Genomic DNA, 25,803 nt, shown 5'->3' with positions numbered 1-25,803 from the left:
CATTTATGAACTCGATTAACTTAGCCAAACCTATTAGACCTTAGCTCCCCCTAACCAACCCAGGTACGTCATCGCATTTCACCTTTTCTGTAGGGAAAAGTACCGTTTAACTACGCCCTCAAATAATTAAGGAACGCCACCTTTAACCAAAATCCCTCTCACTTAAATAAAAACCGCGTTCCCATGAAAAAATCCACCTTGCAAACAGATTTCAAAAGCGTAGGTTAGAGCTATCCGGCCCACCCAAACGGGCTTAAACAAAAGTTTCTAAATATATTAAGGATTCCAAAATGACCACCCCAGAAATCAACTGTGCAACCACTAGCTGCTCATTCAACAACAACGGTTGTGGCGCCTATGCTGCAACCATCGGCACCAAAGGCTGCGTAACCTTCCTAGAAATCGGCGTCCGCCCTACCATCAAGCACGAAGCAACCGTTGGCGCTTGCCAACGTACCGACTGCACCTTCAACCACGACCTAGCCTGTGACGCAACTGCCGTAACTGTAACCAATGCAGAATGCCAGACTTTCACCGCTAAGTGAGTTAAATTCACCTATTAAGCTACCCGGCGAACTAACTTTTGGGTCTTACAGTTAGTTCGCCGGGTTTTTTCGTATCCCCCACGTGAAATCACAATATTCACAGAAGCAAATTAGAGGCTATCAATGTAAACTGTAGGTATGAAAAACAGTATCTATGACTTCACCGTAACCGACATCAAAGGCGAAGCCCACGACCTATCCCAATACGCCGGCAAACCACTACTAATCGTCAACACTGCCTCAAAGTGCGGCTTCACCGTCCAATACGACGGACTCCAAGAACTCTGGGAAGAATACCGCGAACGCGGCCTGGTCATCCTCGGCTTCCCCTGCAACCAATTCAAACAGCAAGAATCCGGCTCCGCCGACGAAATCCAAGAATTCTGCCGCCTCAACTTTGGCGTAACCTTCCCACTCATGGCGAAAATCGACGTAAACGGCGACGAAGAAGCAGAAATCTACACCTGGCTAAAAGCAAAAGCACCCGGACTACTAACCTCCAACATCAAATGGAACTTCACCAAATTCCTGATATCCGGTGACGGCATAACCGTAAAACGCTTCTCCCCCACCTCCACCCCAGCCTCCCTGCGACCACACATCGAAAAAGTACTAGGCTAAAACGTTAAGTCCAACAAACCTCAGTTCTGCCCACGTAAGAAACCCTGCTCTTACGTGGGCAGATTCATATCAAGCAAGAGGGCATCGCACGGCAAGTAAAAGCATCGCACGACGCACTGAAAGTCTCATGCAACGCCCTCGGAAAATCCCCCAAACCAAACCCAAATCAGGGTGCAACCAGGGTATCCCCCGATATCCCCCACCCCACCCCGAAATGTAACCTGGAAGAGTACAAAACTCTCAAACCTCAAAGAGGAATCATGGAAACCCAAACACCACAGGCAATCGCCTCCCTTAGCAACGTAAGCAAAATTTACGGAAACGGAACCACCCAAGTCATCGCCCTCAACGATGTCAGCGTAGACTTCCGCGCCGGCGAATTCACCGCCATCATGGGCCCATCCGGATCCGGAAAATCCACCATGCTACACACCCTCGCAGGACTAGACTCAGTCACCAGCGGCAAAATCAGCATCGACGGAAAAGAAATCACCGGACTATCCGACAAAGACCTCACCAAATTCCGCCGCGACCACATCGGCTTCATCTTCCAATCCTTCAACCTCATCCCCACCCTCTCTGCGCATGACAATATTGAACTACCCATGCGCCTAGCAGGACGCAAAATTGATGCCAAATGGATGGCATCCATCGTGGATTCACTACAACTGACTGAACGCCTCACCCACAAGCCATACCAACTATCCGGTGGACAGCAGCAACGCGTGGCCGTAGCCCGCGCCCTGGTGGCTCGCCCAGCCATCCTGGTAGCCGACGAACCAACCGGCAACCTCGACTCCGTCACCACCGCAGAAGTACTCAACCTGTTACGCTCCGCCGTGGACCAACTCAAGCAAACCGTCATCATGGTTACCCACGACCGTCACGCTGCCGCGATAGCTGACCGCGTACTGATTGTAAAAGACGGGCAAATCGTGGCCGACCTGGATCACCCAACCGCTGATGAGATTGCGCAGGTTGCATAACCATGAAAGGCCTACTCACTGCAAACGTAAAGGCTCATGCCAGCCGTTACGTAGCCACTTCCATCGCGATTGCCCTGGCAACCGCCTTCATCCTGGCATGTTTAGGTATCGCCAATGGGTTCTACGCGTCCTTAGAACGCACCCTGGCAAATGACACTCTAGGCGCAGAAGTCGTTGTCGCTCTAAAAGACAATGCTGACCCAGAATCTAATACCCTGATTGACGTAGATAAAGCCGTCCGTGAAGCAGACCTGGACGCTAAGATTCGCACGGTTTACTTCAACTTCACCCTCTTAGAAAAAGACGGCTACAAGTCTCAAGCACGCGTCCTGGAAACCCCGCAAGAACCTTTCAAGTTCCTGGATATTAAAGACGGTAACGAGCCTATTGACCAAGTTTCCATTGCTATTGATGAAGGAACCGCAAAAGCTCTACACGCTAAAGTTGGCGACTCCGTGAGGCTTACTGGCTACGACGCTGCAAAGCAAGAACCTTTCGAACTCAGCCTGCGAGTTAGCGGTATCTACCCATCGGGTACGATTGCAATTCCAACCTCAGTTGTGTCCCCAGAAGTTGCTAAGCAGTTCCTGGACCCTGAGGTGGCTCCTAGCTACGTTCTGTTGGCTGGCACTGACGTTGCCTCTGTACAAAAAGTCCTGAAATCAGCAGTCACCGCAACCGACTTTGAGATTCAATCCCAGCAGGATTTCGTTGCGAACTCGGTTGACAAGTTCACTTCCGGCACCGGCATTGTCCTGGCGATTTTAGTAACCTTCCCAGCTTTAGCAATCATCACTGCCATCATCGTAGTTTCCACAACGTTCAACGTTTTATTAGCGCAGCGTAAGCGGGAACTGGCGCTCCTGCGTGCAATTGGTTCCACCAGTACACAAATCCGTAACCTGGCACTGAAAGAAGCCATCCTAGTTGGCGTAGTTTCTGCCCTGCTGGGTGTAGTAGTGGGTACTGGTTTAGCAGGTTTGCTTAACCACTCAACCGGTATGATTCCAATTTGGAAGGACGCTTTCTTAGCAGTTTCACCTACTTCCATGGCGATTGCTTTCTTCCTTGGCCTATTCATCGCTGTGGTTGCTAGCTTCGGTCCGGCGCGTCGCATCGCGGGAGTTTCCCCAATGGTCGCACTTCACCCAGATGATCCGAATACTTTGGCATCTGGCAAGCGCATTGCCCGCACCGTAATTGGTGGGGTGGTTTTCGCCCTGGGTACGTCCTTAATGGTTGGTTCTCTTTTCACTTTGGAAGGAGGCACTCGTTTCGGCGTGGCTTTCGTCGGTGGCATGATTTCCTTCCTCGGTGCCCTGTTCCTCGTGGGCGTGCTAATGCCAAAACTGAGTTCCCTGCTGGGTCGTTTGATTGGCAAGCGCTCTCTAACTACTCAGCTAGCAGGTGAGAATACGGTCCGTAACCCTACGCGTACCGGCGCAACCGGCACCGCCCTGTTCCTGGGGGTCACTTTAGTGGTGATGATTATGGTGGGTGCAGCTTCGGTACGTAACACAGTCCTTACGGAGATTGACGACAAGCGCCCAATTGACGCGGTGGCGATTTCCTATACGGAAAAGGGTTTTGCTGATTCCGAGGGCGAACGAATCAAGTCTTTGAAGCACGTGGAAAAAGTAGTTTTCACTGAAGCCTACAATGGGAGCGTCAAGGTCGCTGACCAAGACGTTAACCTGCCTTTAGTTTTGAAGAATGTTGATTTAACCGACTACGCTCACTCTGAAATTCCACAGCCAAAGGATGATGAAGTGCTGGTTCCTCGTTCTGAGTGGAATCCTTCTGCGAAAGAAATCACTGTGGCGGTAGGTTCTAAGCAGCTGAAGTTGAAGCCAGTTTTAGCTGGCGTTCCTGGGTACGTGCTTTCTGAAAAGAACTTCAACGTTATGAAAGCTGAGTTTACGAACGCTAACCAATACCTTTACGTAGATGGTTCTGACGTGCTCCCGCAGTTGGGTGATGTGACTGGCACGGTTGCTAACCGCGTGGCGTACGTGAAGATTGATAACAATATTTCTTCCGATGAAATCACCTCACTATTCAACAAGATTGGTAACAATGCAGATGGTGTAGACGTTTCTGGTGGCCTGCCTGAACGCATCATGTACACCACGATTCTGAATGTTCTATTAGCTGGTGTGGTGGGCATGCTGGCAGTTTCCGTAGTAGTTGCACTGGTGGGCGTCACCAACACCCTGGCTCTTTCCGTAGTGGAACGTCGCCGCGAAAACGCCCTGCTACGCGCTCTAGGAATGACGCGTGCTTCCGTACGCCACATGCTCAGCCTGGAGGCACTACTGATTGGGGCTAGTGCCCTGATCTTGGGCATCGGCATGGGTATCTTCTACGGTTGGGCTGGTTTCCGCGCCCTCCCATTAGAAGATGTAGGTACGCCTTTGCTGCAGGTACCGTGGTTGCAGGTACTGGGAATTTCTACTTCTGTTATGCTCGCAGCCCTGCTGGCATCAGTTGCGCCGGGTCGTAAAGCAGCGAAAGCCCACCCAGTCGAAGCCATGGCTGACGCTAACTAGCCTTTTCACCCAAAGGTACATGCTTAGTAAAAACCAAGGTACGTGTTCATAAAAATAAAGGGTACGTGCTGGTGTTTTTAAGCGGATTTCCGCGCGAAAACACCAGCACGTACCCTTTTACATTTAGGGGTGAAACAGCCTGTGGAAACTAAAGACGTACCTTACGGTAGTTTTAGTTAAACCCACCCACTTAAACTCTTTTGCACTTGCGCAACCAACATCTGCACACACCCGGCAGACGCATTAGCCCACGGAACATAGTGGAACCCAACACCACCATTAGCCGCATAAGCCTCACGGTTTTGAATCGCAATCTCTTCCAAAGTCTCTAAACAATCAGCCACGAAACCCGGACAAATCACATCCAAACGCTTCGTCCCCCGCTTACCTAACTCACTGATAGTGTCAATAGTCGCTGGCCCAATCCACTCTGCGGGTCCAAACACCGACTGGTAAGTTACCTGCAGACCGCCCTCGGGAATATTAAGACGCGCTGCCAACGCAGCCGCCCCGGCCTCACACTCTTCGCGATACGGGTCGCCCGCCTTATGCATTGCCATTGGAATCGAATGATAGGAAGCCACCAGCTTATCTCCCGCCGCGAAATCCGGGCGACCATACTGAGCCCAATGATTTTCCAACGCCACCGCGAGCGCCTCAATATAATCTGGCGCCGTCGGATAAGAACGTACCCACCGCAGTTCCGGCAAATCACGGTTGCGTTGCACCCACTGGGAAACCTGATCAAAAATCGCGCCGACAGTACTTGCCGCATACTGCGGATAGGCAGGCAGAATCACAATCCTACGTCGCCCAGCTTCCATTAATTCACTGAGTACGTCCTTAATATTGCGGCTCCCGTAGCACATTGCTAAACGCACTTCGACGCCATCTCCTAAAGCCGTTTGCATCAGCTCAGCCTGTTTCACAGACTCTGCCATAAGCGGAGAACCCGCGTCAGTCCAGATGGTCTGGTAGGCGTGCGCTACTTTCCGAGGGCGGACACGCAGAATGATTCCTTCCAGAATGGGACGCCACAGCAGTGCCGGGTATTCAATGACGCGCGGGTCAGTGAGGAACTCGCGCAGGTAAGCACGTACCTTCGCGGGAGTGGGCGCGTCGGGGGTTCCGAGGTTTACGAGGACGACTACCGGCTTATCTGCTGGAACTGACATATTTTCCCTTCCTGTCATTACCAGCTAATCATAGCTAAGGTACGTGCCCATTTTCGGGCGCACCTTATGACACTTTGTCATAACGCTATCCGCCCCAGAATCTAGCAGTCACACACCTTAAATAACCGCTGCCTCATGCTTTCATCTAAAGGCGCCACCAGCAAACCAGCCTTACGTAACGCCCGCAGGCGATTCCGCACCGGCGCATGCACTGCCGTCCACTTTGCGTACCTACCAAATAAGCCGGGACGGTAAAGTTTCTCAGAAAAATCCTGCTGCGGGTCTAAATACACGTAATTATCTTTACCAACCGCGCATAAACCTAAGGCTCGGAAAGCCCCCTCGGGAACCTGCGTCGCCGCCCACACGTCAGCAGAATACTCCAGGTTCTTCGCCAACTTCGCCCCTAAAACTGGGGTAGCGAAACCACCCGTAAAATACGCCAGCCAACAGTTACTATCGTGGTTGAAAACGAAGTGACCCACCTGATGTGCCAGCATAAAACGCAGTGCTTCCGGAGTATTATTCTCACGACAACCCGCTAAAAAATCACTTCCTAATACAATACTTTTTCGCAGCCCCGGGGTTTGCGTACACGGGTCTACCCCAGCGTCCTTTGACAAATATACTGGCTGTACGGCTTTAAGTCCGGCGGCTTCGCACAGTTCCACTACCATTTGATAAACCTCGGGAAGTTGCTCAGCGGCGACCGGCACAAAATCTAAACGGGCTTGCGCAAGTTTCAGGCGGTGCACCAAGATTGCGCCGACTGGGAAGTAGATTACCGCCGCAGCCCAGTTAATGATGTCGCCCTGCAGTTCTTCAATCGAAAGCACTGCTAAAGAAAATGCTAAGAGCAGGCCGAAAGCCAGCACTGAAAGGGAAAGGAGCAGGTGGCCGCGCCGACGATAGGCGTTCAGAATCGCATCTGTTGATTTTTTCTTACTCATTTTCCCTCATTCACCCATTGGCGCATGGAATCAGACGAAATCGCCCACAGGACGAGTACTGACACGCCAGCTGCCAGTAGGTTCGTTTCCGCGTAGTCAGCGGAAATCGTGGCGGTCATTAGGTCTTGGAAGGTGCCGATTACGGATAGGGCGAGTAGCAGGATACGCGCCCAGCGGTGACGTTTTGCAGTGAGAATCCACAGAATTCCGGCGAGCACAAGTAACACGCTAAGAAACGCGAAAGTCCCCAGACTATAGAGTTGGTTCTCGAGGGCGTCCTTTTCAACTTCCCGCATAAAATCTGGATCTCCCAGTGCCGGAATGAACAGTGCCCATGCAGTTACCGTAGCAATAGTGCTCAGGGAAATGATGATGCCTGATAATAGGAACGGTAGTGGGGGCAGGTGGTGTTTCTTGGTTTTTTCTACCTGATCCGCCAGGGACGTACCTACAGTTTTACCCTTATTTTCAAGGTTTTCAGGTGATGATGTACCCAGCGTGGTTTTTTGCGCAAGTACTTGTGGGTGGCGTTGCGCAGCCCCCGTGACATCCAGTACCGGCAGGTCTCCGTCAGTGTGTACTAGGTCGCCTCCGCCATTGCGGTGATGGTACGCGGTTGAGAAATCCTCAATTAGTTCAACTCCACACTGTGGGTCAGCGTAACGTACTGTGTCGATTACGTAGTCACGTTCTTTATCAATATTTGCGTCAATCTTATGCGTAACCTGACCTGTGAAAATGCTTAACCCTACTGCCCGGTCATAGGTACCAGCTGCCAGCCAGCTAACCTGATGTCCGCCGGGTAAGAGCCAGCCTTCAGGAGTGGGCCAGAAACGAATATGATGGCGCTGCGCGGCATTACCATCAACTTCCTGCTGGTAGGCAAAAGCGTGTCGGTTTCCAAACAGGTACAGGTCAGAAACTGGTGCTTCCGGATAGGACGTACCCAGGACGGAAGATTTCACAATCCCCCACGCGGATCCGAGGGTGATTTCATCCGCCTGCACCTAACTGGCGTTACACATTGCAGCGTGAATGTCTGCAGCACTTCCTTCTAACGCGAGGTTTACGGGATCACCTAATACCCCATCCATGGTACGAGTACGCGCAATGAAATAGTCAGGAACATACAGTGCTGTGAAGAACTGATGCAGCCGAGGCAACACTAAATACGCCATCACTGCCCAGAAAAGAATCAGCCAAATCAGAGAGGATAATTCTAAAGACGTACCTTTCAGGGATAATAGGCCACCCAACCAAATCGTGAGGATGACGCCAATAATTACCGCAGCGAATTCGAAAATATCCGCTAGGCTGAACTGTTTTGCTCCCGCAATTTTTCAAAAGAAGCGTCATAGTGTGGGTGTTCGGTGGGAATCGGGTAGCGATTTTCACCGCAGGTACGTGCCTTGCTCATACCTATCATTCTCTCAAACCTACATGCTCAGTCCCTATAAGATTTCAGCCACTAAAACACTCCCCCCTACCCTGAAAACACCCTGAAAAACGCCCTCGGGAACGAAAAACCCTGCAGGTACGTGCTAAGCGAATGCTATGATAGCGGAACTAAGAAACCCCATCCGTTTTCAACTAAACCGAAAAACTAAACATGCCAATCTTGAAAAGAATCCAATCACCAAAACTGATTGCGTCTTTCCTCAACCTCACTGCCCTATTCATCATCCTCGACAACCTCGCGGGTGAACGCGGACTACTACGCAAAATTATCGAGGGCGTAGATTACGTCACCTACGTCAGTGGAAGTGGCGTCTTCGGTGCTCTGGTGCTCATCGCCATTGCGCACGGTATCGCGCGACGCAAAAGCATCTCCTGGTGGCTGGCAGTCATCTACTTCGGTTTAGACATCATCCTAAACACCCTGATTTTCAGCATTTTCGGGGCTGGTAGCTACGCCAGCGCAGGCGGGTACGTCACCCTCACCGTGGAAACCGCCTATCTGTTACAAGCCATCACCAACTTCACGGTATCCCTCATTTTCTTCACCCTCCTGCTGGTAACTCGCCGCCAATACACCGCACCAATCCGCGGTAAGAGCATCGCCCAAGCAACCTTCATTTTCATTATCGGTATCGTCACGACCCTGCTAGGAAGCCTAATCATTGCCTCCACCATGCTGTACTACTCTGAACACAGCAACGGCGTTACCAGCTTCATCCAACAGTACGTTCTACGTGGCCGCAGCATCGACGAAAACGTTGAAATCGTCATGAACCTGGGTCTGGGCTTAAGCTTCCTCATTGCCTTCTTCTTCCTGGTTCGCACCGTCGTAGTTGACGAGCGGGTAGAACTCTCCCAGGAACTAAAACTGCGACGCCTACTCACTGCCCCAGATTCACACAGTGATTCCCTGGGTTATTTCGCTACTCGCCGTGACAAGGCGGTAGTTTTCAGCCCGAATGAAAAAGCAGCTGTAACTTACCGTCGTATCGGCGGCGTCTGTTTAGCGTCAGGCGACCCAGTTGGCCCCGTCGAACAATGGGATGGTGCTATCCGCGAATTCCTTAAAATCGCGTCTAAGCAGGGCTTAGCACCTGCAGTTGTGGGCGCCTCCGCTGCCGGTGGTAAAGCCTATTCAGCCCAGGGCCTGAAAGTACGCGCGATTGGTGACGAAGCCGTCCTGACCACGGCTCGTTTCAACCTGGATAACCCTAAGCTTCGCCAGGTACGTACTCTAGTTAATCGCCTCCAAAAAGACGGTTACGAAGTCCGTATTCGCCGTCACCAAAACATTTCCGAAGCAGAAATGCAGCGTCTCATTGGATTGGCAGATAAGTGGCGTCAAAATGGTGACGACCGTGGCTTCTCTATGGCGTTAAATCGTTTAAACGATCCTTTAGATGGTCGTTGTGTCTTCGTGGAAGCTTTAGATGCCGATGGGGAAACCCGTGGTTTACTGTCTTTCGTTCCTTGGGGTGCTCACGGTCTGTCACTAGACGTGATGCGTCGCGACACTGAGCACGCTGAAAACGGGGTTACTGAGTTCATGGTGGCATCCCTCATGACTAATGCCGCTGATATTGGGGTAACTGAAGTTTCCTTGAACTTCGCGGTTTTGCGTGAAGTTATTGAAGCTGGTGAAGACGTGGGCGCTACCATCATGGAACGCCTGAAGGTAGCTGTAATTAGCTTGCTTTCTAAGCGTTTCCAGATTGTGCAGCTGTATCGTTCTAACTTGAAGTATGATCCGAAGTGGGTGGGCCGTTACTTCTGCTGGCGTGACTCGGCTGACTTAGCAAATATTGGGGTTGCGGTTGGTTTAGCTGAGGGCCAGATTAGTTTACCTTTCGCTCCGCAGGTTCTTCCACAGCCACTTTATAATCCACGCGACCCAGAAATCGTTGAGTTCCTAGCGGAATCCGTGGCGATTTTGCCAGACCGTAAGGTTTCACAGCAGGTAGCACAGCGTATGACGAAGCGTGCGGATATGCTTACGGGTGGCGCACAGCCGTATCCAGCTTCGTTTACTCGCGACCAGCGGGTGGGCGAGGTTATTTCCGCGTCGCCGGGTACGTCCGTTCGCTGCGCAGGTCGCGTGGTGGCTCGCCGTGACCATGGTGGAGTGATTTTCTTAGACGTTCAGGATTGGACGGGCACTGTACAGCTTCTGGCTTCCGCCGCGCAGGTGGGTGCGGATACTATGCGGATTCTGCGTCGCGACCTGTCGATTGGTGACCACTTGGGATTCTGGGGTGCGGTTGGCACTTCTGCTAACGGTACGTTCTCAGTTTTGCTCGAGGGCGCTCAGATTACCTCTAAGGCACTGCAGCCAATCCCCGCGTTGTGGCAGGGTCTAACTGATGAGCAAATGAAGGTACGTCGTCGCTACCTGGATCTGATTGTGAACCCTGTTGCCCGCGAGCGCGTGCGCGTGCGTTCTCAGGTGATTCAGTCGATTCGTCAGACGCTGCTTGATGATACGTTCTTGGAAGTAGAAACCCCACTGTTGCAAACGATTCACGGTGGTGCGAATGCTCGCCCATTCCGCACTTACATTAACGCTTATAACCTGGATCTTTACCTGCGTATTGCGCCGGAACTGTATTTGAAGCGTCTGATGGTGGGTGGCGCGGACCGTGTGTTTGAAATCGGTCGTAACTTCCGTAATGAGGGCGCTGATGCTACGCATAATCCTGAGTTCACGATGCTAGAGGCCTACCAGGCTTACGGTGACTATAACTCTATGCGTGAGCTTACGCAGCGGATTATCGTTAACGCTGCAAAGACCGCCCTCGGAACCACGGTTATTCGCGGAATGGCATCGGATGGGCAGATTCATGAGGTGGATTTGGCTCAGCCTTGGCGGGTGATTACCGTACATCAGGGTATTGCCGAGGCGTGTGGTCGGGACGTGACTGTGGATACGCCGGTGTCTGAGCTGTTGGAGATTGCGGCGGAGCATGGCTTGGAGGTTGATCCGGGTATTAGCCGTGGTCAGCTGATTTTGGATTTGCATGAGGAATTGGCGGAGCAGCATACGATTGCGCCTACTTTCTACTGCGATTTCCCAACTGAGGTGTCTCCTTTGACTCGTCAGCATCGTGAGGATGAGCGGATTGCTGAGAAGTGGGATTTGATTTGTTTCGGCGCGGAAGTGGCGACGGCTTATTCTGAGCTGGTTGACCCGGTGGTGCAGCGCGAGCGTTTGTTGGCGCAGTCTCTGCTGGCAGCGAATGGTGATCCTGAGGCGATGGAAGTGGATGAGGACTTCTTATTGGCTTTAGAGTACGCGATGCCTCCGTCTGGTGGTATGGGTATGGGTGTAGATCGTCTGGTGATGATGCTGACGCAGACCAGTATTCGCGAGACGATTATTTTCCCTCTGGTTAAGCCTCAGAAGAACTGATTTTAGTTAGGTACGCGCTTTGTTTAAGACTGCTTTTCACCTTAGGTACGTGTTTGTACTTTTAGGCGGGTTTCTGTATATTTCCTGGCCTTTAGGGTGGTTTTGGTATCCGAGTTTTTTCAAAGCACGTACCTTTTATTTATCTGAGTTGGCGTCTCTTTCGCAGCCTACCAGCGGGGTTTTCCGGACTGTGGATTTCCTTTCTGGTTTGTTCGTCCTGCTAGGAGCGGTCCTGGTTTTTTTGAGTTTCCCGAGGGCGTCGCATCAAGGTACGTTCTTGGTGAAAATGCTCTGGGTTGGTGTGGGGCTTTTTGGGTTGGCGACTGTGTTTGACTCGTTTTTCCCAATGAGTTGTTCTCCTACAGCTGAGGCTACTTGTAATCAGGAGTTTTTGGACTTTGCACGGCCTTTCACTGATACGGCGCATGAGTTTAGTTCTAGTTTTGCTCAGCTGGGAATTATTACCGCTTTAGTTTCGGCATGTATTTTGTTTTTCGCGCGTGGGTACGTGCTTACTAATTCCACTGGGTACACGTTTACTCAATTACCTGTGTTTACAAGGGTTTATACGGTTTTCACGTTGGGTACGTCTTTGCTGTTAGCGGCAGCTCCGTTTGTGTCTTTTCTGCCGATTAACGTATTTCAGCCTCTTGGGGTGACTGCTTGGGCATTGTGGGTAGCTTTTTGTTCTCGGTTTTTCTTTCCGGCTGATAAGCACGTACCTGTCGCAGAGGTTTAGTTAAATGAGTAAGCACGTACCTTTAGTTTGTGTGGGTGGTTTGGCCGTTCATACTTGCGACTGGCAGCAGTTCCGGCGGGTTTTTGAAAGAACTCAACCGCAGCGGCCTTTTTTCGTGGTTGAACGTTCAATGTTTGATGATTGTGTATTTGAGGTTATTCCTGCATATATGTGGGAGGCGGAGCTAGCTCACTTATATGCGCATGTTTCGAAGATTGTGAGCGTACACGGTCCGGTTCAGCTTCTGGGCCATTCTATGGGTGGTTTATTGGCTGAGGGTTTCGCACGCCTCTACCCTGGTTTAGTTAAGCACCTGGTGCTTCTGGATACTGCATCACCTGAGCGTTTCCCCACCGTTAAGCATGAGCACGTACCTTTCAGGAAGGAAGTTTCCTGCCTGGGTACGTCCTTATTTTCGAGGGCGGTGATTCACAGCTTTCCCGTTGCAGTTTCTGCCTTAGCTTTAGCCCGGGGTAACTCGTTTACGCAGGCGAAGAATCTGCATAATCTTTACAGCACTGAGAATGCTGTGCGGTACTTCTTTGCTGAATTACAGCAGGAAAAAGTTTGGACTGCTCAGTTAGTTGAGGTTTCTAAAACGCATGCTTTACAAGTGCCGTGTTTAGTTTTAGCAGCTCCGGGAAATTTGAGTGCTTGGTTGCCGTCACAAAAATCGTGGGTACGTGCTCAACGTATTCTTGCTGAAAACTTAGCTTCTGAAACTAAGCACGTACCTGGGGTTGCAAACGGTGAACCCCGGGTTTTCAAGGTGATTGAGCGCGCTACGCATATGGTGATGCTTTCCCAGCCTGCTGCGTTGAATGCAAGCACGTACCTATGAGGCAAAACGAAGAGTTTTAAATAGCGCCCTCGAGAATCTCTAAAATGCAGGCACGTACGTTTAAAGCAAAATGAAGCGCCCCAACCTGATTGGCTGGGGCGCTTAAGCTGAGCCACCTGTCGGACTCGAACCGACGACCGTCCGCTTACAAGGCGGGAGCTCTACCAACTGAGCTAAGGTGGCACTTAAATAAGTGTGCCATTAAAAACTGCTCCTGTCACATACACGTGATGTGTGATAGGTGACAGGAGCAGTTTAAAAGAGGCTACTTAGCCAGTACATCCTTTTCGAAGTTGGCGTAAAGTTCTTCAACAGACTTGCCGTTCAACTTCACAACCTTATTGGAAACCTGGAATTCAGGGGTGCCCAGGCTTTCACGTCCTGCAGGCTTCTGCGCACCCCAGTCTGCGGAGTTAGCGGTAAGGTAGCTTAGGGCGCCCTTGGCGGAAATCTTCTCAACGGTTGCAGCTGGCAGTCCAGCTTCTGTAGCGAGCTTCTTAACTTGTTCTAAGGAGGCTGCTTCGTTTTGGATTACAGAAGCGTCGGAAGCGTCGAACTGCGTCTTGAAGTAAGCCAGCAGAGAGTGGTGTAGTTTAACGAAGTTTTCTGGGCTTTCCGTGTAAGCCAGGTAAGAGGCGTGAGCAGCTACACGGTGCCATGGCATATCTACTACAGTCACTGGGCTGAGAACCAGGTTGTATTTGCCTTCCATAGCGGCCTTAGTTACGGATTCGCCAATGTAGGAGTCTACGTCTGCACAGGCGTGGCAGGAGTAGTCGAAGTATTCGTGTACGGTAGGAAGCCCTGGAGTTTCTTTACCGATACCGTCTTTGGAAACTAGGAAGGAGGTTACTTGGCCTGGTGCGGCTACTTCAGCTTCTTTGTTTTTCGCGCTCCAAACAACCCAGACAGAAGCGATTACGGTGATTGCTACCAGGGCGGAAACAATCGCAATTAGAATATTGCGGGTTTTTGCGTTCTGTTTTGCTTGAGCGGCACGTAGCTGCTCTGCTTTAGCGCGAGTGGAATCCACTTTATTCGCCATTATCTTAGCCTTTCATTGAAAACGATTCTTCTAAAAGTATTCCTTACCGCTGGGGGTTGCGCAATATTACTGGTTGCGTACCACAGTTTGGTTATTGGATTGTGATGCCTGCAAAAATTACGAGTATCAGGTAGGCGATGGGGATTGTTATCGCTGTGATGATGATGAAGCGTAACCACGTCCATGGTATGAGTCCGGTGAGGATGGCGGCAGCGCCTTCACGGATTTCTTTCCCGGTGGGTCCAAGGAGACTGGCGATGACGCTGATTGCGCCTGATAGGTAGAGGGCACCAAGCACGAGGTTCAGGTCTGGTCCCCACCAGATTTCTGGGGTGAGGATGCGGTGTGTGGGGCGTAGCAGGGTTTGTTGGTAGTATTCCATGCCGGGCCAGCCGAGTTTTACGCTGCTTAGATACCAGCCGGCGATTACGGTTACTTGGGTTAAGCCGACGGTGAGGAGTAGCCCGAGGGCGCCTTGTACCAGGTGTAGTGGTAGGCGTAGCCAGGCCAAGGCCCGGTCACGGGTGCGGAGTTGCCCGAATTCGTTTTCTTTGCGGCGTAGCCAGGCGCGGTGTAGTCCAATGAGGGTGAAGAGGAGCAGTAGGCTGGCGGTGGTGATAATTCCGATGATTCCGAGGGCGAATGGTAGAGCTCCCAGAGTGAGGAAGAGCAGTGTCCCTGAGATTAACGGTACGTGTTTGCGTTTGTAGGTTGGTTCTGTTGGTTGTGCCAGTGGGGTTTGTGGTGGATTGCCCAGCATGTTTCCGAGTGGCATTTCTGGATAGTCACCTACATTTGCCTGTGGGTACGTGTTTGGGTTTTGAGGCACGTAATCAGGGTAGGTGTGGGAGTTTTCTAAGGACGTACCTTGGTAGTAGTTTTCTGTGATGGGTAGGATTTCGGTTTCTACCGGGGTTTCCACGGTTACTGGCAAGAGTTCTGTGGGTGCTGGCGTTGTCGGTGCTGGGGTGGGCAAAATCTGGGTTTGTGTTGTGGGAGTTGGTAGTACCTGGGTGTGTTGTTCAGGTGCTGCTAGCACTTGGGTTTGTGGCTCTAAGTTTACTTGGGTGAGTCCGTTTAGGATTTCGGTATAGCTGGGGCGGGGCCCACGTGAGTTTGGCGCAAGCCCAGCTAACAGCCATTCACTTACTGCGGGGTTTAGTCCTGCGGTATCAGCTTGGCCGATGGCTACGCGGGAGAGGATTGTCGGCCAGCTGCCTGTTCCGAAGGGGACGCGTCCGGTGAGCATGTAGAGGAGGGTGGCTGTCCACCCCCACCAGTCTGAGTCGGTGGAGGGGGCTTTACCGGTGATTACTTCTGGGCTGACCCAACCTGGGGTGCCTGAGACTAGCCCGGTGTGGGTGAAGCGGTCGTCGGTTTCTAACTGGGCGATGCCGAAGTCAATGAGGACTGGTCCGTCGGGTCCGAGCAGGATGTTTGAGGGTTTGAAGTCGCGGTGGACGACGTCTTCGGCGTGTACGGCTGTGAGGATTTGCGCTAGGCGCTGGGCGATTTCTAGGGCTTGTGTAAGGTTGTAGGCGCCGTTGCGTTCGATTTCTTCTTTTAGGCTGTGTCCGCGTATCAGTTCGGTAACTACGAACGGGTCGGTGCCGTCTACTTCGAGGTCGCAGACGTAGAGTACGCCAGGGTTGTTGATGCGCGCGAGGATTTGGGCTTCTCTGGCGAGGCGGAGGCGCGCGGTTTCGTCCATGGCGAGGTTGGGGTGCAGCAGTTTTAGCGCGAAGACGTACCCACCGGCGTCGCGGACTTCCCAGACTTGTCCGGTTCCGCCTGTGCCAAGTGGGCGAATTAGGGTGTAGCCGCCTAGTTCGTCGCCTGGCTGTAGTCTTTGTTCTGCGTGCATACTTCCACCCTACCGATTTTCAGGGGATTAGGTTGGGGTGCGCGCGGGTTCTGACGGAAAACGTTAGTGATTTTGTTATCGAATATTCATATTTTTCCGAGGGCGGCTGTGCTAAGATTTCTTTAGTTATTGTGCTTTCAATGATGGAAGCTAATGACTGTGTCAGTGAAGACACTTGACACCTCTCACTACGGATCGTTCGGCACGTACCTGCCGATGGAGGAAATTAAGTATGGCAACCGTAACCTTTGAAAACGCTACCCGTATTTACCCGGGTAACGACACCCCTTCAGTAGACAAGCTGAACCTGGAAATTGCTGACGGCGAATTCTTGGTTCTGGTTGGTCCTTCCGGCTGTGGTAAGTCCACTTCCTTGCGTATGCTGGCAGGTTTGGAAGATGTTAACTCTGGTCGTATTTTGATTGGTGACCGTGACGTTACCGACGTACAACCAAAGAACCGTGACATTGCGATGGTTTTCCAGAACTACGCTCTGTACCCACACATGTCTGTTCGCGACAACATGGGCTTCGCTCTGAAGATTGCTGGTGTTCCAAAGGAAGAAATCAACAAGCGTGTTGAGGAAGCTGCAGCTATCCTCGACTTGACTCAGTATTTGGATCGTAAGCCTAAGGCTCTGTCCGGTGGTCAGCGTCAGCGTGTAGCTATGGGTCGTGCAATCGTTCGTAAGCCACAGGTATTCTTGATGGACGAACCTTTGTCTAACCTGGATGCTAAGCTGCGTGTTCAGACTCGTACTCAGATTGCTGCTCTGCAGCGCGAACTGGGTGTTACCACTGTTTACGTTACCCACGACCAGACTGAAGCTCTGACCATGGGTGACCGTATTGCTGTTCTGAAGGACGGCATTCTGCAGCAGTGCGACAGCCCTCGCGTAATGTACGATCGCCCAGCAAACGAGTTCGTAGCAGGCTTCATTGGTTCCCCGGCTATGAACATGGGCACCTTCGAAGTTCACGAAGATGGCACTGCTACTTTGGGCAAGGCTAAGGTACGCGTTTCTGAAGCTGCTCGTGCTGCTATGGTTCCAGAAGATGGCGGCAAGATGGTCATCGGCTTCCGCCCAGAAGCACTGGAAGTTGTTGAAGCTTCTGAAGATGCTATCCCAGTTAAGCTGACCCTGGTTGAAGAACTGGGTTCTGACTCCTTCATGTACGGTCACCTGGTAGGTGGCGGTTCCCTGGGCTCCGGCACCGATGCTAACCCAGATGATTCTGCTTCTGACCTGATTATCATCCGCACTGCTCCACGTACCGCTCCACCAATCGGTGAGACCGTTTACGTACGCATTAAGGAAGGCGGCCAGCACAACTTCTCTAAGTCCACCGGTATGCGTCTGCCAGACTGAGCTGAGGCTTAGAAGTTAACAGTTCTGACTGTTTAATCTAATAGTTTGGGTGGGAACTTAAATCCTGAAAAGGATTGAGTTCCCACCCAAACTTTTTTATTCAGATTCCGCTAACTGCCCGGTCTGATTCAGGGAAGTCCTGCGCTTTATCGGTAAAGATAGCGTCCACGCCCCATTCAGCTAGTTCAGCTGCACGCGCTGGATCATTAACCGTCCAAACACGTACCTTATAGCCGGCGTCTTTCATCATTTTCACTGCTTCAGCAGTCAACCCCTCATTATCAACGTGCATGGCCTGCAGAGTAGCACCAGTTTCTGGGAACGTAGCTGCAATATCTAGCCACATCTGTACCTGTTCCAACAGCGGTTCATCATGGTTAGTTTCAGTAAGTGCTGCGAAGTTACGTTCGGGCATGGCTTTAGCAGCCATCCAGAGAAGTTCTGGATCGAAACTAGAGATCACTAAGCGACGTTGTGGGTCCAGTTCTCGCAAGGCTACGGCAATGTGCTGGATAAGTTTTTCACGCAGCACGTGACCACCCTGACAAGGCTTAATTTCCAGGTTTGCGTCCAGCTGGGACTTGTTCATTAGTTCAATGACCGACGCCAGTTCTGGGATACGTTCAAAAGTGTAGGTGTCTGAGAACCATTTACCGGCGTCTAACTTACGGATAGCCGAGTAATCCAGATTGTAATATCCACCTTTACCAGTGGTGGTGCGATCAAGACTGTCGTCGTGGATACAGATAAGAGAGCCATCACCGATGATATCCACATCAAATTCGAAGCTTTTCACACCGTAGTCAATGCAGGCTGCGAATGCGGCCATGGTGTTTTCTGGTGCCAGCGAGCTCATACCGCGGTGGGCAATAATGTGTGGGTACGTCATTATTATCCTTTACATGTTTCTTGCACTGTGTGTTTTCTGAACCGCCCTCGGGAGAATCAGGCGATTTAAATTAATCATCCAAAGAGAACGTGCCGGTTGGGTCTAGTTCCAGGTAGCGCGCTTCATCAGGACGCGACGGCAAGACGTTCTCTAGGTAAGATTGGGTGGCTTCGTTCAACGGCACGTCACGGGACTGCTGTTGCGCCAAGTACCAGCGGTGGTCGAGAATCTCATGGAAGATCTGTGCTGGTTCCAGTTTCGCGCGGAAGTGTGGTGGGACTGCACGAATGGTTGGTTCAAACACTTCTGCCAGCCAACGGTGTGCCACAATTTCATCAGCTTCGTGGTTGAGTCCATTAATAGCTCGGTAGGTTTTCAAATCGTTGAGCATCCGGCGGGCTTGGCGTTCTTCCACATCCAGGCCAGTCAAACGCATGATTTGACGATGATGGTGACCGGCGTCCACAACTTTTGGTTGAAGGACAATGCGAGTGCCATCCAGATCAGTGGACATGGTAAGTTCGCCAACGTCGAAGCCCAGTTCGTTAAGGCGTTTAATTTTTGCAGATACTCGCCAGCGTTCACCGTTGTAGAATGTTTCTTCAGCAGTGAGTTCTTCCCAAAGCTGGTGGTAGCGTTCTTCGATACGGTTGCCGATGGTGATTACGTCTACGTCTTCTTCTAGGAGCCCACCTGCTTGTAGGTCCATGAGTTCGCCGATGATGTTTACGCGAGCAACTTCAACGTCGTAGTTGCGTTGCCCTGGGGTTAAGGCTGAGTGAAGTTCACCAGTTTCTGCGTCTACGAGGTAGGCGGAGAAGGCATCCGCATCGCGTCGGAAAAGGGTATTTGAAAGTGAGACGTCGCCCCAGTAAAAACCGAGGAGGTGGAGCCGTACTAATAGCACTGCAAGGGAGTCTATGAGTCGGGTCGCGGTTTCAGGGCGCATTAGTTGGGAGAATACTGCTCGGTATGGGAGAGAGAATTTTAGGTGTTCAGTAACTAGGCAGGGGGTGAGTTCTTCTCCGTCAGGAGTGGTACGTCCGGTGATGACGGCGGTTGGTTGCACGCTGGGTGCGTTTAGTCGGTTCAAGTCACGGAGTAGCTGGTATTCGTGGTAGGCGACGGTTTCGCCGATTTCTTTGACGGCGATGACGCGACCGGATAGGTTCACGAATCGGACTACGTGACGGGAAATGCCACGTGGCAGGGCGGCGAGGACTTCATCTGGCCATTCTTCTAGTGGCGTTTCCCAGGGGAGGTCCAGCAGAGCTGGGTCTAGGGTAGCTGCGGTAATCTGCATCGATTGAGGCATAGTTTTATTTTCGCAAATTCTGCGCAATTTTTCGAGGGCGGTGCGCAATTGTTCCCGACTTTTCTGAAGGTTCATATATACAGCTAGGTACGTGGTTACAAATTTTCACATCGCTACGTGCTTTCGCAGGTGAGTTCATGCCCGATAAATCAAAAAACTCACATGGGAAAGTGTCTTCGCATGTGAGTTTTCAAAAAAGTGTGGGGTTTACGAAGTTTCCTTCGTAAACCCCACACTTAGTTTTATTTATGAGAACTGAACTTAGGCGCGCTTACGTGCTGCTACGAGTACGCCACCGAACAGTGCCAGGCTGAGTGCCAGCAGGCTGAGTGCACCAGAGGTTGCACCGGTGTTTGCTAGCTTCTTTGCCTTCATAGCTGCCTTTACTTCGATTTCAGCCTTTGCAACCTTGTTGGTGCCAACTTCGGTAAGTACGATGTGGTGCTTACCTGGGGTTACGTTTGCTGGAATCTTGAAGTTGAATGGTACCTTGCCGTCTGCAGTTGCTACTACGGTGCCCAGCAAGACCGGCTTGGAGTGGAGTTCTACCATTACCTTTGCGCCTGGGGTGAAGCCGGTGCCTTCACCGGTTACTACGCCACCGGCTACTACGGTGTTCCTCTTCAGTGCTACTGCTGCTGGAGCTGGTGCTTCACCACAGTCTACGGTTACCTTCTGTGCGTTACCTTCAGAAACTACCATGCCAAAGTCAGTGGATACGGTAACTGCTAGTTCCTGCATGCCGTGCATGCCTTCACAGATCATTGCTGCGTCGAGCATTGCGGTTGCGGTGCCGTAACCGTCAGTGGTTACCACGGAATTTTCGTTGTTTGCGTTTGGTTCCACCAGGTCATTGGTAACTGGCACGGTAACGGTTTGTGCACCCACGGTTACCTTTACGTTTTCAGTCTTGCCTGGGCCTTCAGAGAAGGATAGGCCACGCAGTGGCAGTTCGAACTTAGCGTCCTTTGCTACCTTTGCTGCTGGGAGGGTGAGACCAATGCCGCGCTTGAGGTTAGATGCCTTAAGAGCTGGGCCGGTTACTTTCTTCAGGTAGGTGTTGAAGCCATCGCGGTCTAGGACACCGAAGGTCTTTACCTTTAGACCCTTTGCGAAGTAGCCGTCGCCACCTGCCAGAACGAAGGTCATGGAACCTACGTTGTAGGTCTTATCCATTTCCAGTGGCTTGCCGTTGAGCAGTACGGAGGTGATGCGTTCGCCTGCTGGCTTAGTTGCATCATAGGTGTAGGTCAGGTTGGAAGAGGTTCCCAGTCGCAGCATTGGGCGGGAGTTCTGGGAGTTCAGGTCGGTCTTCCACTGATTTTCCAGTGCCATCTTGAACTCTGCACCGGTCATTGGAGCGTAACCGAGTTCGTTGGAGAATGGCAGGGATGCGAAGGTGTCAGCGTAGGTGAGGACACCATTGTTTGGTACCAGGTCAGCACGCAGACCACCTGCGTTTACTACACCAATGTCAACTGGGGTCTTACCGTCAACGGTTACCTGATCGAGGATAGAGTCTGCTACCAGGTTGCCCAGGGTGGATTCGATACCGCGGTTAGAACCTGCGCCTGGCTTTTCTTCGCCTGGCTTAACGAATACGCCACGCTTCCATTCGCCGGTTACGCCAGAAACGATTACTGCCTTACCTGCTTCCTTTGCAGATTCTACTGCCTTAGCAACTTCTGCGCCGGCAGTGGAGTTCATCAAGCAGTCTGCACTTGCGCCAGCAACTACGTCTGTGGCGGAGATGAGGATGGAGTCTGCGGATTCAACCTTCTTGGTGTCGAGGTTGTACTTAATCTTTACCAGACCCAGGTTGTCAGTGTAGGAACCGGAGGCGATACCTGCCAACTTAGGGTTAGCAGATTCCAGCATTTCCTTTGAGTTTTCCTTGTCAAATTCGTATGGGACGTGAGTGTCGCCACCCATGATGACGTCAACTTCAGCTGGCATCAGTGGGTAGTTGTTCTTTACGTCGTCATCGAGCATTGCAACAACCAGGTCAGCTTTACCTTCTGCCTTCAGCTTCTTTGCCAGTTCGCCAATCTTGGCGATTGGGTTGTTGAAAGTTAAGCCCTTAGTTGCGTCTGGGCTGAGCTTGAATGGTACGTCTTCTGCGATTGCACCAATGTAGGCAACCTTTACGCCACCGAGTTCTTTAACTACGTAGTCACCAAGGTATGGCAGGGTTTCGGATCCTGCGACGTAGGTACCCATGCCGTCAACGTTTGCACCCAGGTATGGGAAGCCCACCTTAACGAATTCTGCGGTGTTAGTGCCGTCGATACGCTGCTTGAAAACTTCCTGCCCCATGTCGAGTTCGTGGTTGCCAATAGTGGAGGCCAGAACTGGGAGCTTGTTTAGGGCTGCGATGGTTGGGTTGTCCTTCTGGGAACCGGAGGTGAATGGTGATGCACCAATGTTGTCGCCCAACAGGGTGAAAGAGAAGTTAGGGTTTTCAGCTTGTGCTTTATCCAGGTAGCACTGTACGGCTGCCAGGCCAGCTTCAGTTACTTTACCCTTCTTCTCTACCTTTTCGATGTGTCCGTGGATATCGGTCAGCTTGTAAAGGTCCAGGGTTACTACGTTTGCTGCAGCTGGAGCTGCTGGAGCAGGACTAGCTGGAGTAGTAGTTGCAGCTGGTGCGGCTTCAGTAGAGCCAGTTGTTGGAGCCGGTGCCGCAGCTTCATCTCCAGTAGTTGGCGCAGCAGTTTCCGGAGCACCGGTGGCTGGTGCGGTAGCTTCAGTTGAAGCTACCGGAGCAGCTGCGCTGGTGTCTGGTGCAGTTGGAGTTGCTTCTGTAGCAAAAGCTACGCCTGGGGCAACAACAACTGCTGCAGTTGCTGCAACACTAACTGCAGAGCGCATAAAGTTTTTCTTCATCGAATTTTCTCCCTGTAGGTGGAATACAAAAAGACACTATCAAGATTAGCAAAATGCGGAGAAGGAATATACCAAATTTATCCTTCTCCGCATTTCAAACTGCTAACGATTTAGCTGTTTTAGTGGTTAAACCAAATGCTTCCAAGTGGCTCTAGTTCAACGGTTTCAGTCTTACCAGCAACGTTGTATACCTCGGAAGTGACGGTTTCTAAGGAAGAGTTGTATACGAACACGGAACCGTTTTCATATACTGCTACGTCAATACGAGGATCCGCTGCGTGAGCAGATGCAGCATATACATCTTCAGAGCCAGCTGCCCAGTAGATAGCCTTCTGCAGCAGGCGAGCATTCTGCTGGTTGAATGGCAGTCCCGCGAAGTACACTGCACGCCCATCAGCATAGTCGTGAGCGGCTACTTCAACCGATACGCCGTTCATCTGCAACACCTGCACGTCTGGGGTAACTGGTACCCAGTAGCGAGCTCCGCCAGTAACATCAGCTTCCAGCGCTCCACGTACCTTACCGGCACCTGGACCGCTGATTTGACCGATTCCGGCGCCGCAGCCACAGCCAACTTCCGTGGAAGTAATGAAGTGGTTTGGCTCTAGGTTTGGATAGCGGTCAGTGGACAGTGACCAGGACTGTTCGCGGTCTACACCGAAAATGTCAGACAGCTGGCTGTATGCACCGTTTGCGGATAGTACGGCTGGTTCCCCAACGCCAATCAGACCTCCCCCGCGAGCGACGAAGTCGCGGATTACGGCTTGTAGCTGTGGGTCAGCCCAGTTGCGTCCACCAGAGAAAGCAGTTCCGGCTTCACCTACGTTGAGGACGACATCCACGTTCTCGAGGGCGCCATTCATAGCGTCCTCGAAAGAGAGGAACTGTACGTCGAATGGAAGGCCAGCCAAAGACTCCAAAACGCCTACGTATGGCTGGGTTTGTTCGTATGCCAGGGCGTGTGCCACCATGTGGGTTTGCCAGGTGCGTAGGGATCCCCAGGCGTTGAGGACTGCTACGCGCACTGGGGAGTTCTGCGGGGTCTTACCTTCAGCCGCTTCATAGATGTCGCGGAATTCTTGGCAGATTGCTTCAATGCGGTCTACGAATTCTGGGAATTTGATGGCTAGTGACAGGTAGCCTCCGTAGCCGATGCGGTCCAGTGGTTTACGTACGATTGCGCGTCGGGCTGCCATCCAAGAAACGTTGGCTTCACCTACTGGGTCGCCATTTTCGTTGAATACATCTGGGAAGAAGTATGGCAGGAAACGACCTTCGGTGTACTTTACGTGTGGGATGTCAGAGATCATACGGCAGGTAGCGGCGTTGCCGACGGAGCCTACTACTGCGTCAATGCCGGTGTCTTTGAAGTGTGGGCCGTATGGTTCGGTGCCAATCCAGTTGTCACCTAGGAACATCATGGCTTCTTTACCGGAGGCATGTACTTTGTCGGTAAGTTCGCGCACGCGAGAGGTGACGAAGCGGTGTTGGAAGAGTACCCAGTCTTTGAATGCCTTGGATGGGACGCGGAAGGAGCAGTTGTAGAAGCCTTCGTCAACGAAGTCTTCTGGGGTGATGGCGTAGCCGTATTCTGCTTCGAAAGCGAGGATGGCTTCTGGGGAAACCGAAGCGGTGTAGCCGAACCAGTCGACGAACTTTTCCTTACGCTTGTCGTTAAATACTAGGGTGAAGTGGTAGAAGAAAGTGGTGAAGCGAACTACGTCTACTTCAGTGTGTTCGGATAGCCAGCGGTCCAGTTCAGAGCGTACGCGATCCCAAACTTTGTCTTGACGGACGTTGTAGGGGCGTTCTTTGTGACGCTTTGGATCTTCATCCCAGTTGTTGGTGATGTAGTTGTACATCTGGGTGCCATCCCAGATTTGGCGGGCCAGGAAGTTTACGGTGTAAACGTGTCCGGCGACTGCATTGTTTACGCGTACCAATCCGCCCTCGGTAATTTCCCAGTCAGCAAAGTCTACGATTTCGCCGGTGGTGCGGTCGATTACTTGCCAGAAGCGAGCCAGATCAACTTCGGTGTCTGGTTGGATCTGCTCCCGCAGGTAGCCTTCCATGATGTCGATTTCTACGACGTTGCCGCGTGCTGGAGTGCGTGGGGACATGAGGTAGAGGTGGGTGCTGGTTTCTGGGTTGGCTACAGCCCATTCCTGGTCTCCGCGAGCTGGGAAGTAGGTGGAATATACTTTGGCTGCCAATTCGTCTACCAGGGCTGGTAGTTCAGTGCCGTCTGAGTTTCGGACTGCGTCCGCTCCGAGGCGCTGCATGAGGACTTTGACTTCCTCGTCAATACCAACTTCGATTGGCAGGGTCACGCGACCAGTTGTGGCCATTTAGTTCTCCTCTTTTTTCGGGCCATCTGCGAGGATGACTTCGATTCCTTGAGATTCCAGTTTTTCACGCTGGAGGGCGGGGATTCCGCTGTCCGTAATGAGGGTGGACATGACGGAGAGTGGAGCAATCCGCGCGAACGCGGTTGTTCCAAGTTTGGTGGAGTCGGCGAGTACCACTACTTTTTTCGCGGCTTTCACCAGGGCGGCGTTTACGTCTGCTTCACCTTCATGGTTAGCGTAGAGACCGCTGGTGTAGTCTAAGCCGTTTACGCCTAGGAAGAGGGTGTCTACGGAAATATTTGGAAGGATAAGGGATGAGAGGGGCCCGATGAGTTCGTAGGAGCGGGCACGCACTACCCCTCCGGTGACGACGACGCGCACTCGAGGGCGGACTATGAGGTCGTTGGCGATGTTAATGGAGTTGGTTACTAAGGTAATGCCATTGTCGGCGAAGCGCTCATCAGCGCTGACGTAGACGCCGATTTCGTAGGCGGCGAGGGTGGTGGTGGTTCCACCGTTGAAGCCGATTACTTCGCCGGGTTGGACGAGTTCTGCGGCTGCGCAGGCAATGGCAGCTTTTTGAGCGGTTTGGGTGACGGCGCGGTAGCGGAGCGGTAGTTCGCCGGTGGATGCGTTGGTGGTAGCACCGCCGCGGGTGCGTACGATCAGCTGTTGTTCGGCGAGGGCGTCCAGGTCGCGACGTACGGTAGCGGCGGATACTTCTAGTACTTCGATGGCGTCTTCTACTCGGATGGAGCCGCGTTCAATCACCAGGTCTACTAACTGCGAGAGTCGTTCCTGTCGGGTCATGTTGTCT

17 protein-coding genes, 1 tRNA gene and 1 pseudogene are annotated in these 25,803 nt (G+C 52.0%); 8 read left to right on the top strand and 11 right to left on the bottom strand.

Going from position 1 to position 25,803, the window contains the following annotated elements:
* Nucleotides 1-290: 290 nt before the first annotated feature.
* The 4 genes from HMPREF0044_RS05930 to HMPREF0044_RS05915 all read left to right on the top strand — a co-directional run bounded on the left by HMPREF0044_RS05930 (nucleotide 291) and on the right by HMPREF0044_RS05915 (nucleotide 4,701).
* Nucleotides 291-545, top strand: a complete 255-nt coding sequence (locus HMPREF0044_RS05930) for a hypothetical protein (protein WP_006547224.1) — start codon at nucleotides 291-293, stop codon at nucleotides 543-545.
* A gap of 138 nt (nucleotides 546-683) precedes the next feature.
* Nucleotides 684-1,166 (top strand): glutathione peroxidase, encoded by a 483-nt coding sequence (locus HMPREF0044_RS05925; RefSeq protein WP_006547223.1) that lies wholly within the window; start codon nucleotides 684-686, stop codon nucleotides 1,164-1,166.
* Between the two features lie 260 nt (nucleotides 1,167-1,426).
* Nucleotides 1,427-2,152, top strand: a complete 726-nt coding sequence (locus HMPREF0044_RS05920; RefSeq protein ID WP_006547222.1) for an ABC transporter ATP-binding protein — start codon at nucleotides 1,427-1,429, stop codon at nucleotides 2,150-2,152.
* 2 nt (nucleotides 2,153-2,154) lie between these two features.
* The gene (locus HMPREF0044_RS05915) at nucleotides 2,155-4,701 is read left to right on the top strand and encodes an FtsX-like permease family protein (RefSeq protein ID WP_006547221.1); all 2,547 of its coding nucleotides are present in this window, start codon (nucleotides 2,155-2,157) and stop codon (nucleotides 4,699-4,701) included.
* A 176-nt stretch (nucleotides 4,702-4,877) separates the two neighbouring features.
* On the opposite strand, the gene hemH is transcribed toward HMPREF0044_RS05915, so the two are convergent.
* The 3 genes and pseudogenes from hemH to HMPREF0044_RS05900 form a co-directional block, all read right to left on the bottom strand.
* Complete coding sequence (hemH, locus tag HMPREF0044_RS05910) at nucleotides 4,878-5,876, bottom strand: ferrochelatase (RefSeq protein WP_245528819.1); 999 nt, start codon at nucleotides 5,874-5,876, stop codon at nucleotides 4,878-4,880.
* A gap of 101 nt (nucleotides 5,877-5,977) precedes the next feature.
* Nucleotides 5,978-6,826: a M48 family metalloprotease gene (locus HMPREF0044_RS05905; RefSeq protein WP_006547219.1), complete on the bottom strand. Its 849-nt coding sequence runs from the start codon at nucleotides 6,824-6,826 to the stop codon at nucleotides 5,978-5,980.
* Nucleotides 6,823-8,004 (bottom strand): annotated as a pseudogene (locus HMPREF0044_RS05900) (LssY C-terminal domain-containing protein). The gene HMPREF0044_RS05905 and the pseudogene HMPREF0044_RS05900 overlap by 4 nt, the downstream one beginning before the upstream one ends.
* A gap of 431 nt (nucleotides 8,005-8,435) precedes the next feature.
* Here HMPREF0044_RS05900 and lysX point away from each other — a divergent pair.
* The 3 genes from lysX to HMPREF0044_RS05885 are packed head-to-tail and all read left to right on the top strand — an operon-like array spanning nucleotide 8,436 to nucleotide 13,270.
* Nucleotides 8,436-11,690, top strand: coding sequence for a bifunctional lysylphosphatidylglycerol synthetase/lysine--tRNA ligase LysX (gene lysX / locus HMPREF0044_RS05895; RefSeq protein WP_006547216.1), 3,255 nt, complete (start codon nucleotides 8,436-8,438; stop codon nucleotides 11,688-11,690).
* Between the two features lie 49 nt (nucleotides 11,691-11,739).
* Complete coding sequence (locus tag HMPREF0044_RS07955) at nucleotides 11,740-12,429, top strand: DUF998 domain-containing protein (RefSeq protein WP_158027172.1); 690 nt, start codon at nucleotides 11,740-11,742, stop codon at nucleotides 12,427-12,429.
* 4 nt (nucleotides 12,430-12,433) lie between these two features.
* On the top strand, nucleotides 12,434-13,270 hold the full coding sequence (locus HMPREF0044_RS05885) for an alpha/beta hydrolase (RefSeq protein WP_040313058.1): 837 nt from the start codon (nucleotides 12,434-12,436) through the stop codon (nucleotides 13,268-13,270).
* A gap of 110 nt (nucleotides 13,271-13,380) precedes the next feature.
* On the opposite strand, the gene HMPREF0044_RS05880 is transcribed toward HMPREF0044_RS05885, so the two are convergent.
* The 3 genes from HMPREF0044_RS05880 to HMPREF0044_RS07950 all read right to left on the bottom strand — a co-directional run bounded on the left by HMPREF0044_RS05880 (nucleotide 13,381) and on the right by HMPREF0044_RS07950 (nucleotide 16,179).
* Nucleotides 13,381-13,453, bottom strand: a tRNA-Thr gene (locus tag HMPREF0044_RS05880).
* 82 nt (nucleotides 13,454-13,535) lie between these two features.
* Nucleotides 13,536-14,315 carry a DsbA family protein gene (locus HMPREF0044_RS05875; RefSeq protein WP_006547213.1) on the bottom strand — a complete coding sequence of 260 codons (780 nt, stop codon included), beginning with the start codon at nucleotides 14,313-14,315 and terminating at the stop codon, nucleotides 13,536-13,538.
* A gap of 91 nt (nucleotides 14,316-14,406) precedes the next feature.
* Nucleotides 14,407-16,179 (bottom strand): serine/threonine-protein kinase, encoded by a 1,773-nt coding sequence (locus HMPREF0044_RS07950; protein WP_006547212.1) that lies wholly within the window; start codon nucleotides 16,177-16,179, stop codon nucleotides 14,407-14,409.
* Between the two features lie 232 nt (nucleotides 16,180-16,411).
* Here HMPREF0044_RS07950 and HMPREF0044_RS05865 point away from each other — a divergent pair, with 232 nt between their 5' ends.
* The gene (locus HMPREF0044_RS05865; protein ID WP_006547210.1) at nucleotides 16,412-17,548 is read left to right on the top strand and encodes an ABC transporter ATP-binding protein; all 1,137 of its coding nucleotides are present in this window, start codon (nucleotides 16,412-16,414) and stop codon (nucleotides 17,546-17,548) included.
* Between the two features lie 100 nt (nucleotides 17,549-17,648).
* Here the strand turns inward: HMPREF0044_RS05865 and HMPREF0044_RS05860 are convergent, their stop codons facing one another.
* The 5 genes from HMPREF0044_RS05860 to HMPREF0044_RS05840 form a co-directional block, all read right to left on the bottom strand.
* Nucleotides 17,649-18,437, bottom strand: a complete 789-nt coding sequence (locus tag HMPREF0044_RS05860; RefSeq protein ID WP_006547209.1) for a glycerophosphoryl diester phosphodiesterase — start codon at nucleotides 18,435-18,437, stop codon at nucleotides 17,649-17,651.
* A gap of 70 nt (nucleotides 18,438-18,507) precedes the next feature.
* Nucleotides 18,508-19,752 (bottom strand): DUF4032 domain-containing protein, encoded by a 1,245-nt coding sequence (locus HMPREF0044_RS05855; protein WP_040313149.1) that lies wholly within the window; start codon nucleotides 19,750-19,752, stop codon nucleotides 18,508-18,510.
* A gap of 261 nt (nucleotides 19,753-20,013) precedes the next feature.
* Nucleotides 20,014-22,638, bottom strand: coding sequence for a 5'-nucleotidase C-terminal domain-containing protein (locus HMPREF0044_RS05850; protein ID WP_006547207.1), 2,625 nt, complete (start codon nucleotides 22,636-22,638; stop codon nucleotides 20,014-20,016).
* Between the two features lie 119 nt (nucleotides 22,639-22,757).
* Nucleotides 22,758-24,986, bottom strand: a complete 2,229-nt coding sequence (gene gnpA / locus HMPREF0044_RS05845; RefSeq protein WP_006547206.1) for a 1,3-beta-galactosyl-N-acetylhexosamine phosphorylase — start codon at nucleotides 24,984-24,986, stop codon at nucleotides 22,758-22,760.
* Nucleotides 24,987-25,796 carry a DeoR/GlpR family DNA-binding transcription regulator gene (locus HMPREF0044_RS05840; protein WP_006547205.1) on the bottom strand — a complete coding sequence of 270 codons (810 nt, stop codon included), beginning with the start codon at nucleotides 25,794-25,796 and terminating at the stop codon, nucleotides 24,987-24,989. It lies immediately after the preceding gene.
* Nucleotides 25,797-25,803: the final 7 nt, after the last annotated feature.

The organism is Gleimia coleocanis DSM 15436, from assembly GCF_000159015.1.
In the GTDB taxonomy this organism is placed as follows: domain Bacteria; phylum Actinomycetota; class Actinomycetes; order Actinomycetales; family Actinomycetaceae; genus Gleimia; species Gleimia coleocanis.
This window is presented reverse-complemented; position numbering and strand designations above follow the sequence as displayed.

Bases quoted from the DNA above. Each gene is read 5' to 3' on its own strand.
- HMPREF0044_RS05860 (WP_006547209.1), bottom strand. From the start codon at position 18,437: ATGACGTACCCACACATTATTGCCCACCGCGGTATGAGCTCGCTGGCA.
- HMPREF0044_RS05865 (WP_006547210.1), top strand. From the start codon at position 16,412: ATGGCAACCGTAACCTTTGAAAACGCTACCCGTATTTACCCGGGTAAC.
- HMPREF0044_RS05930 (WP_006547224.1), top strand. From the start codon at position 291: ATGACCACCCCAGAAATCAACTGTGCAACCACTAGCTGCTCATTCAAC.
- HMPREF0044_RS05920 (WP_006547222.1), top strand. From the start codon at position 1,427: ATGGAAACCCAAACACCACAGGCAATCGCCTCCCTTAGCAACGTAAGC.
- HMPREF0044_RS05875 (WP_006547213.1), bottom strand. From the start codon at position 14,315: ATGGCGAATAAAGTGGATTCCACTCGCGCTAAAGCAGAGCAGCTACGT.
- HMPREF0044_RS05905 (WP_006547219.1), bottom strand. From the start codon at position 6,826: ATGAGTAAGAAAAAATCAACAGATGCGATTCTGAACGCCTATCGTCGG.
- HMPREF0044_RS05885 (WP_040313058.1), top strand. From the start codon at position 12,434: ATGAGTAAGCACGTACCTTTAGTTTGTGTGGGTGGTTTGGCCGTTCAT.
- gnpA (WP_006547206.1), bottom strand. From the start codon at position 24,986: ATGGCCACAACTGGTCGCGTGACCCTGCCAATCGAAGTTGGTATTGAC.
- hemH (WP_245528819.1), bottom strand. From the start codon at position 5,876: ATGTCAGTTCCAGCAGATAAGCCGGTAGTCGTCCTCGTAAACCTCGGA.
- lysX (WP_006547216.1), top strand. From the start codon at position 8,436: ATGCCAATCTTGAAAAGAATCCAATCACCAAAACTGATTGCGTCTTTC.
- HMPREF0044_RS05850 (WP_006547207.1), bottom strand. From the start codon at position 22,638: ATGAAGAAAAACTTTATGCGCTCTGCAGTTAGTGTTGCAGCAACTGCA.
- HMPREF0044_RS05925 (WP_006547223.1), top strand. From the start codon at position 684: ATGAAAAACAGTATCTATGACTTCACCGTAACCGACATCAAAGGCGAA.
- HMPREF0044_RS07950 (WP_006547212.1), bottom strand. From the start codon at position 16,179: ATGCACGCAGAACAAAGACTACAGCCAGGCGACGAACTAGGCGGCTAC.
- HMPREF0044_RS05915 (WP_006547221.1), top strand. From the start codon at position 2,155: ATGAAAGGCCTACTCACTGCAAACGTAAAGGCTCATGCCAGCCGTTAC.
- HMPREF0044_RS05840 (WP_006547205.1), bottom strand. From the start codon at position 25,796: ATGACCCGACAGGAACGACTCTCGCAGTTAGTAGACCTGGTGATTGAA.
- HMPREF0044_RS05855 (WP_040313149.1), bottom strand. From the start codon at position 19,752: ATGCCTCAATCGATGCAGATTACCGCAGCTACCCTAGACCCAGCTCTG.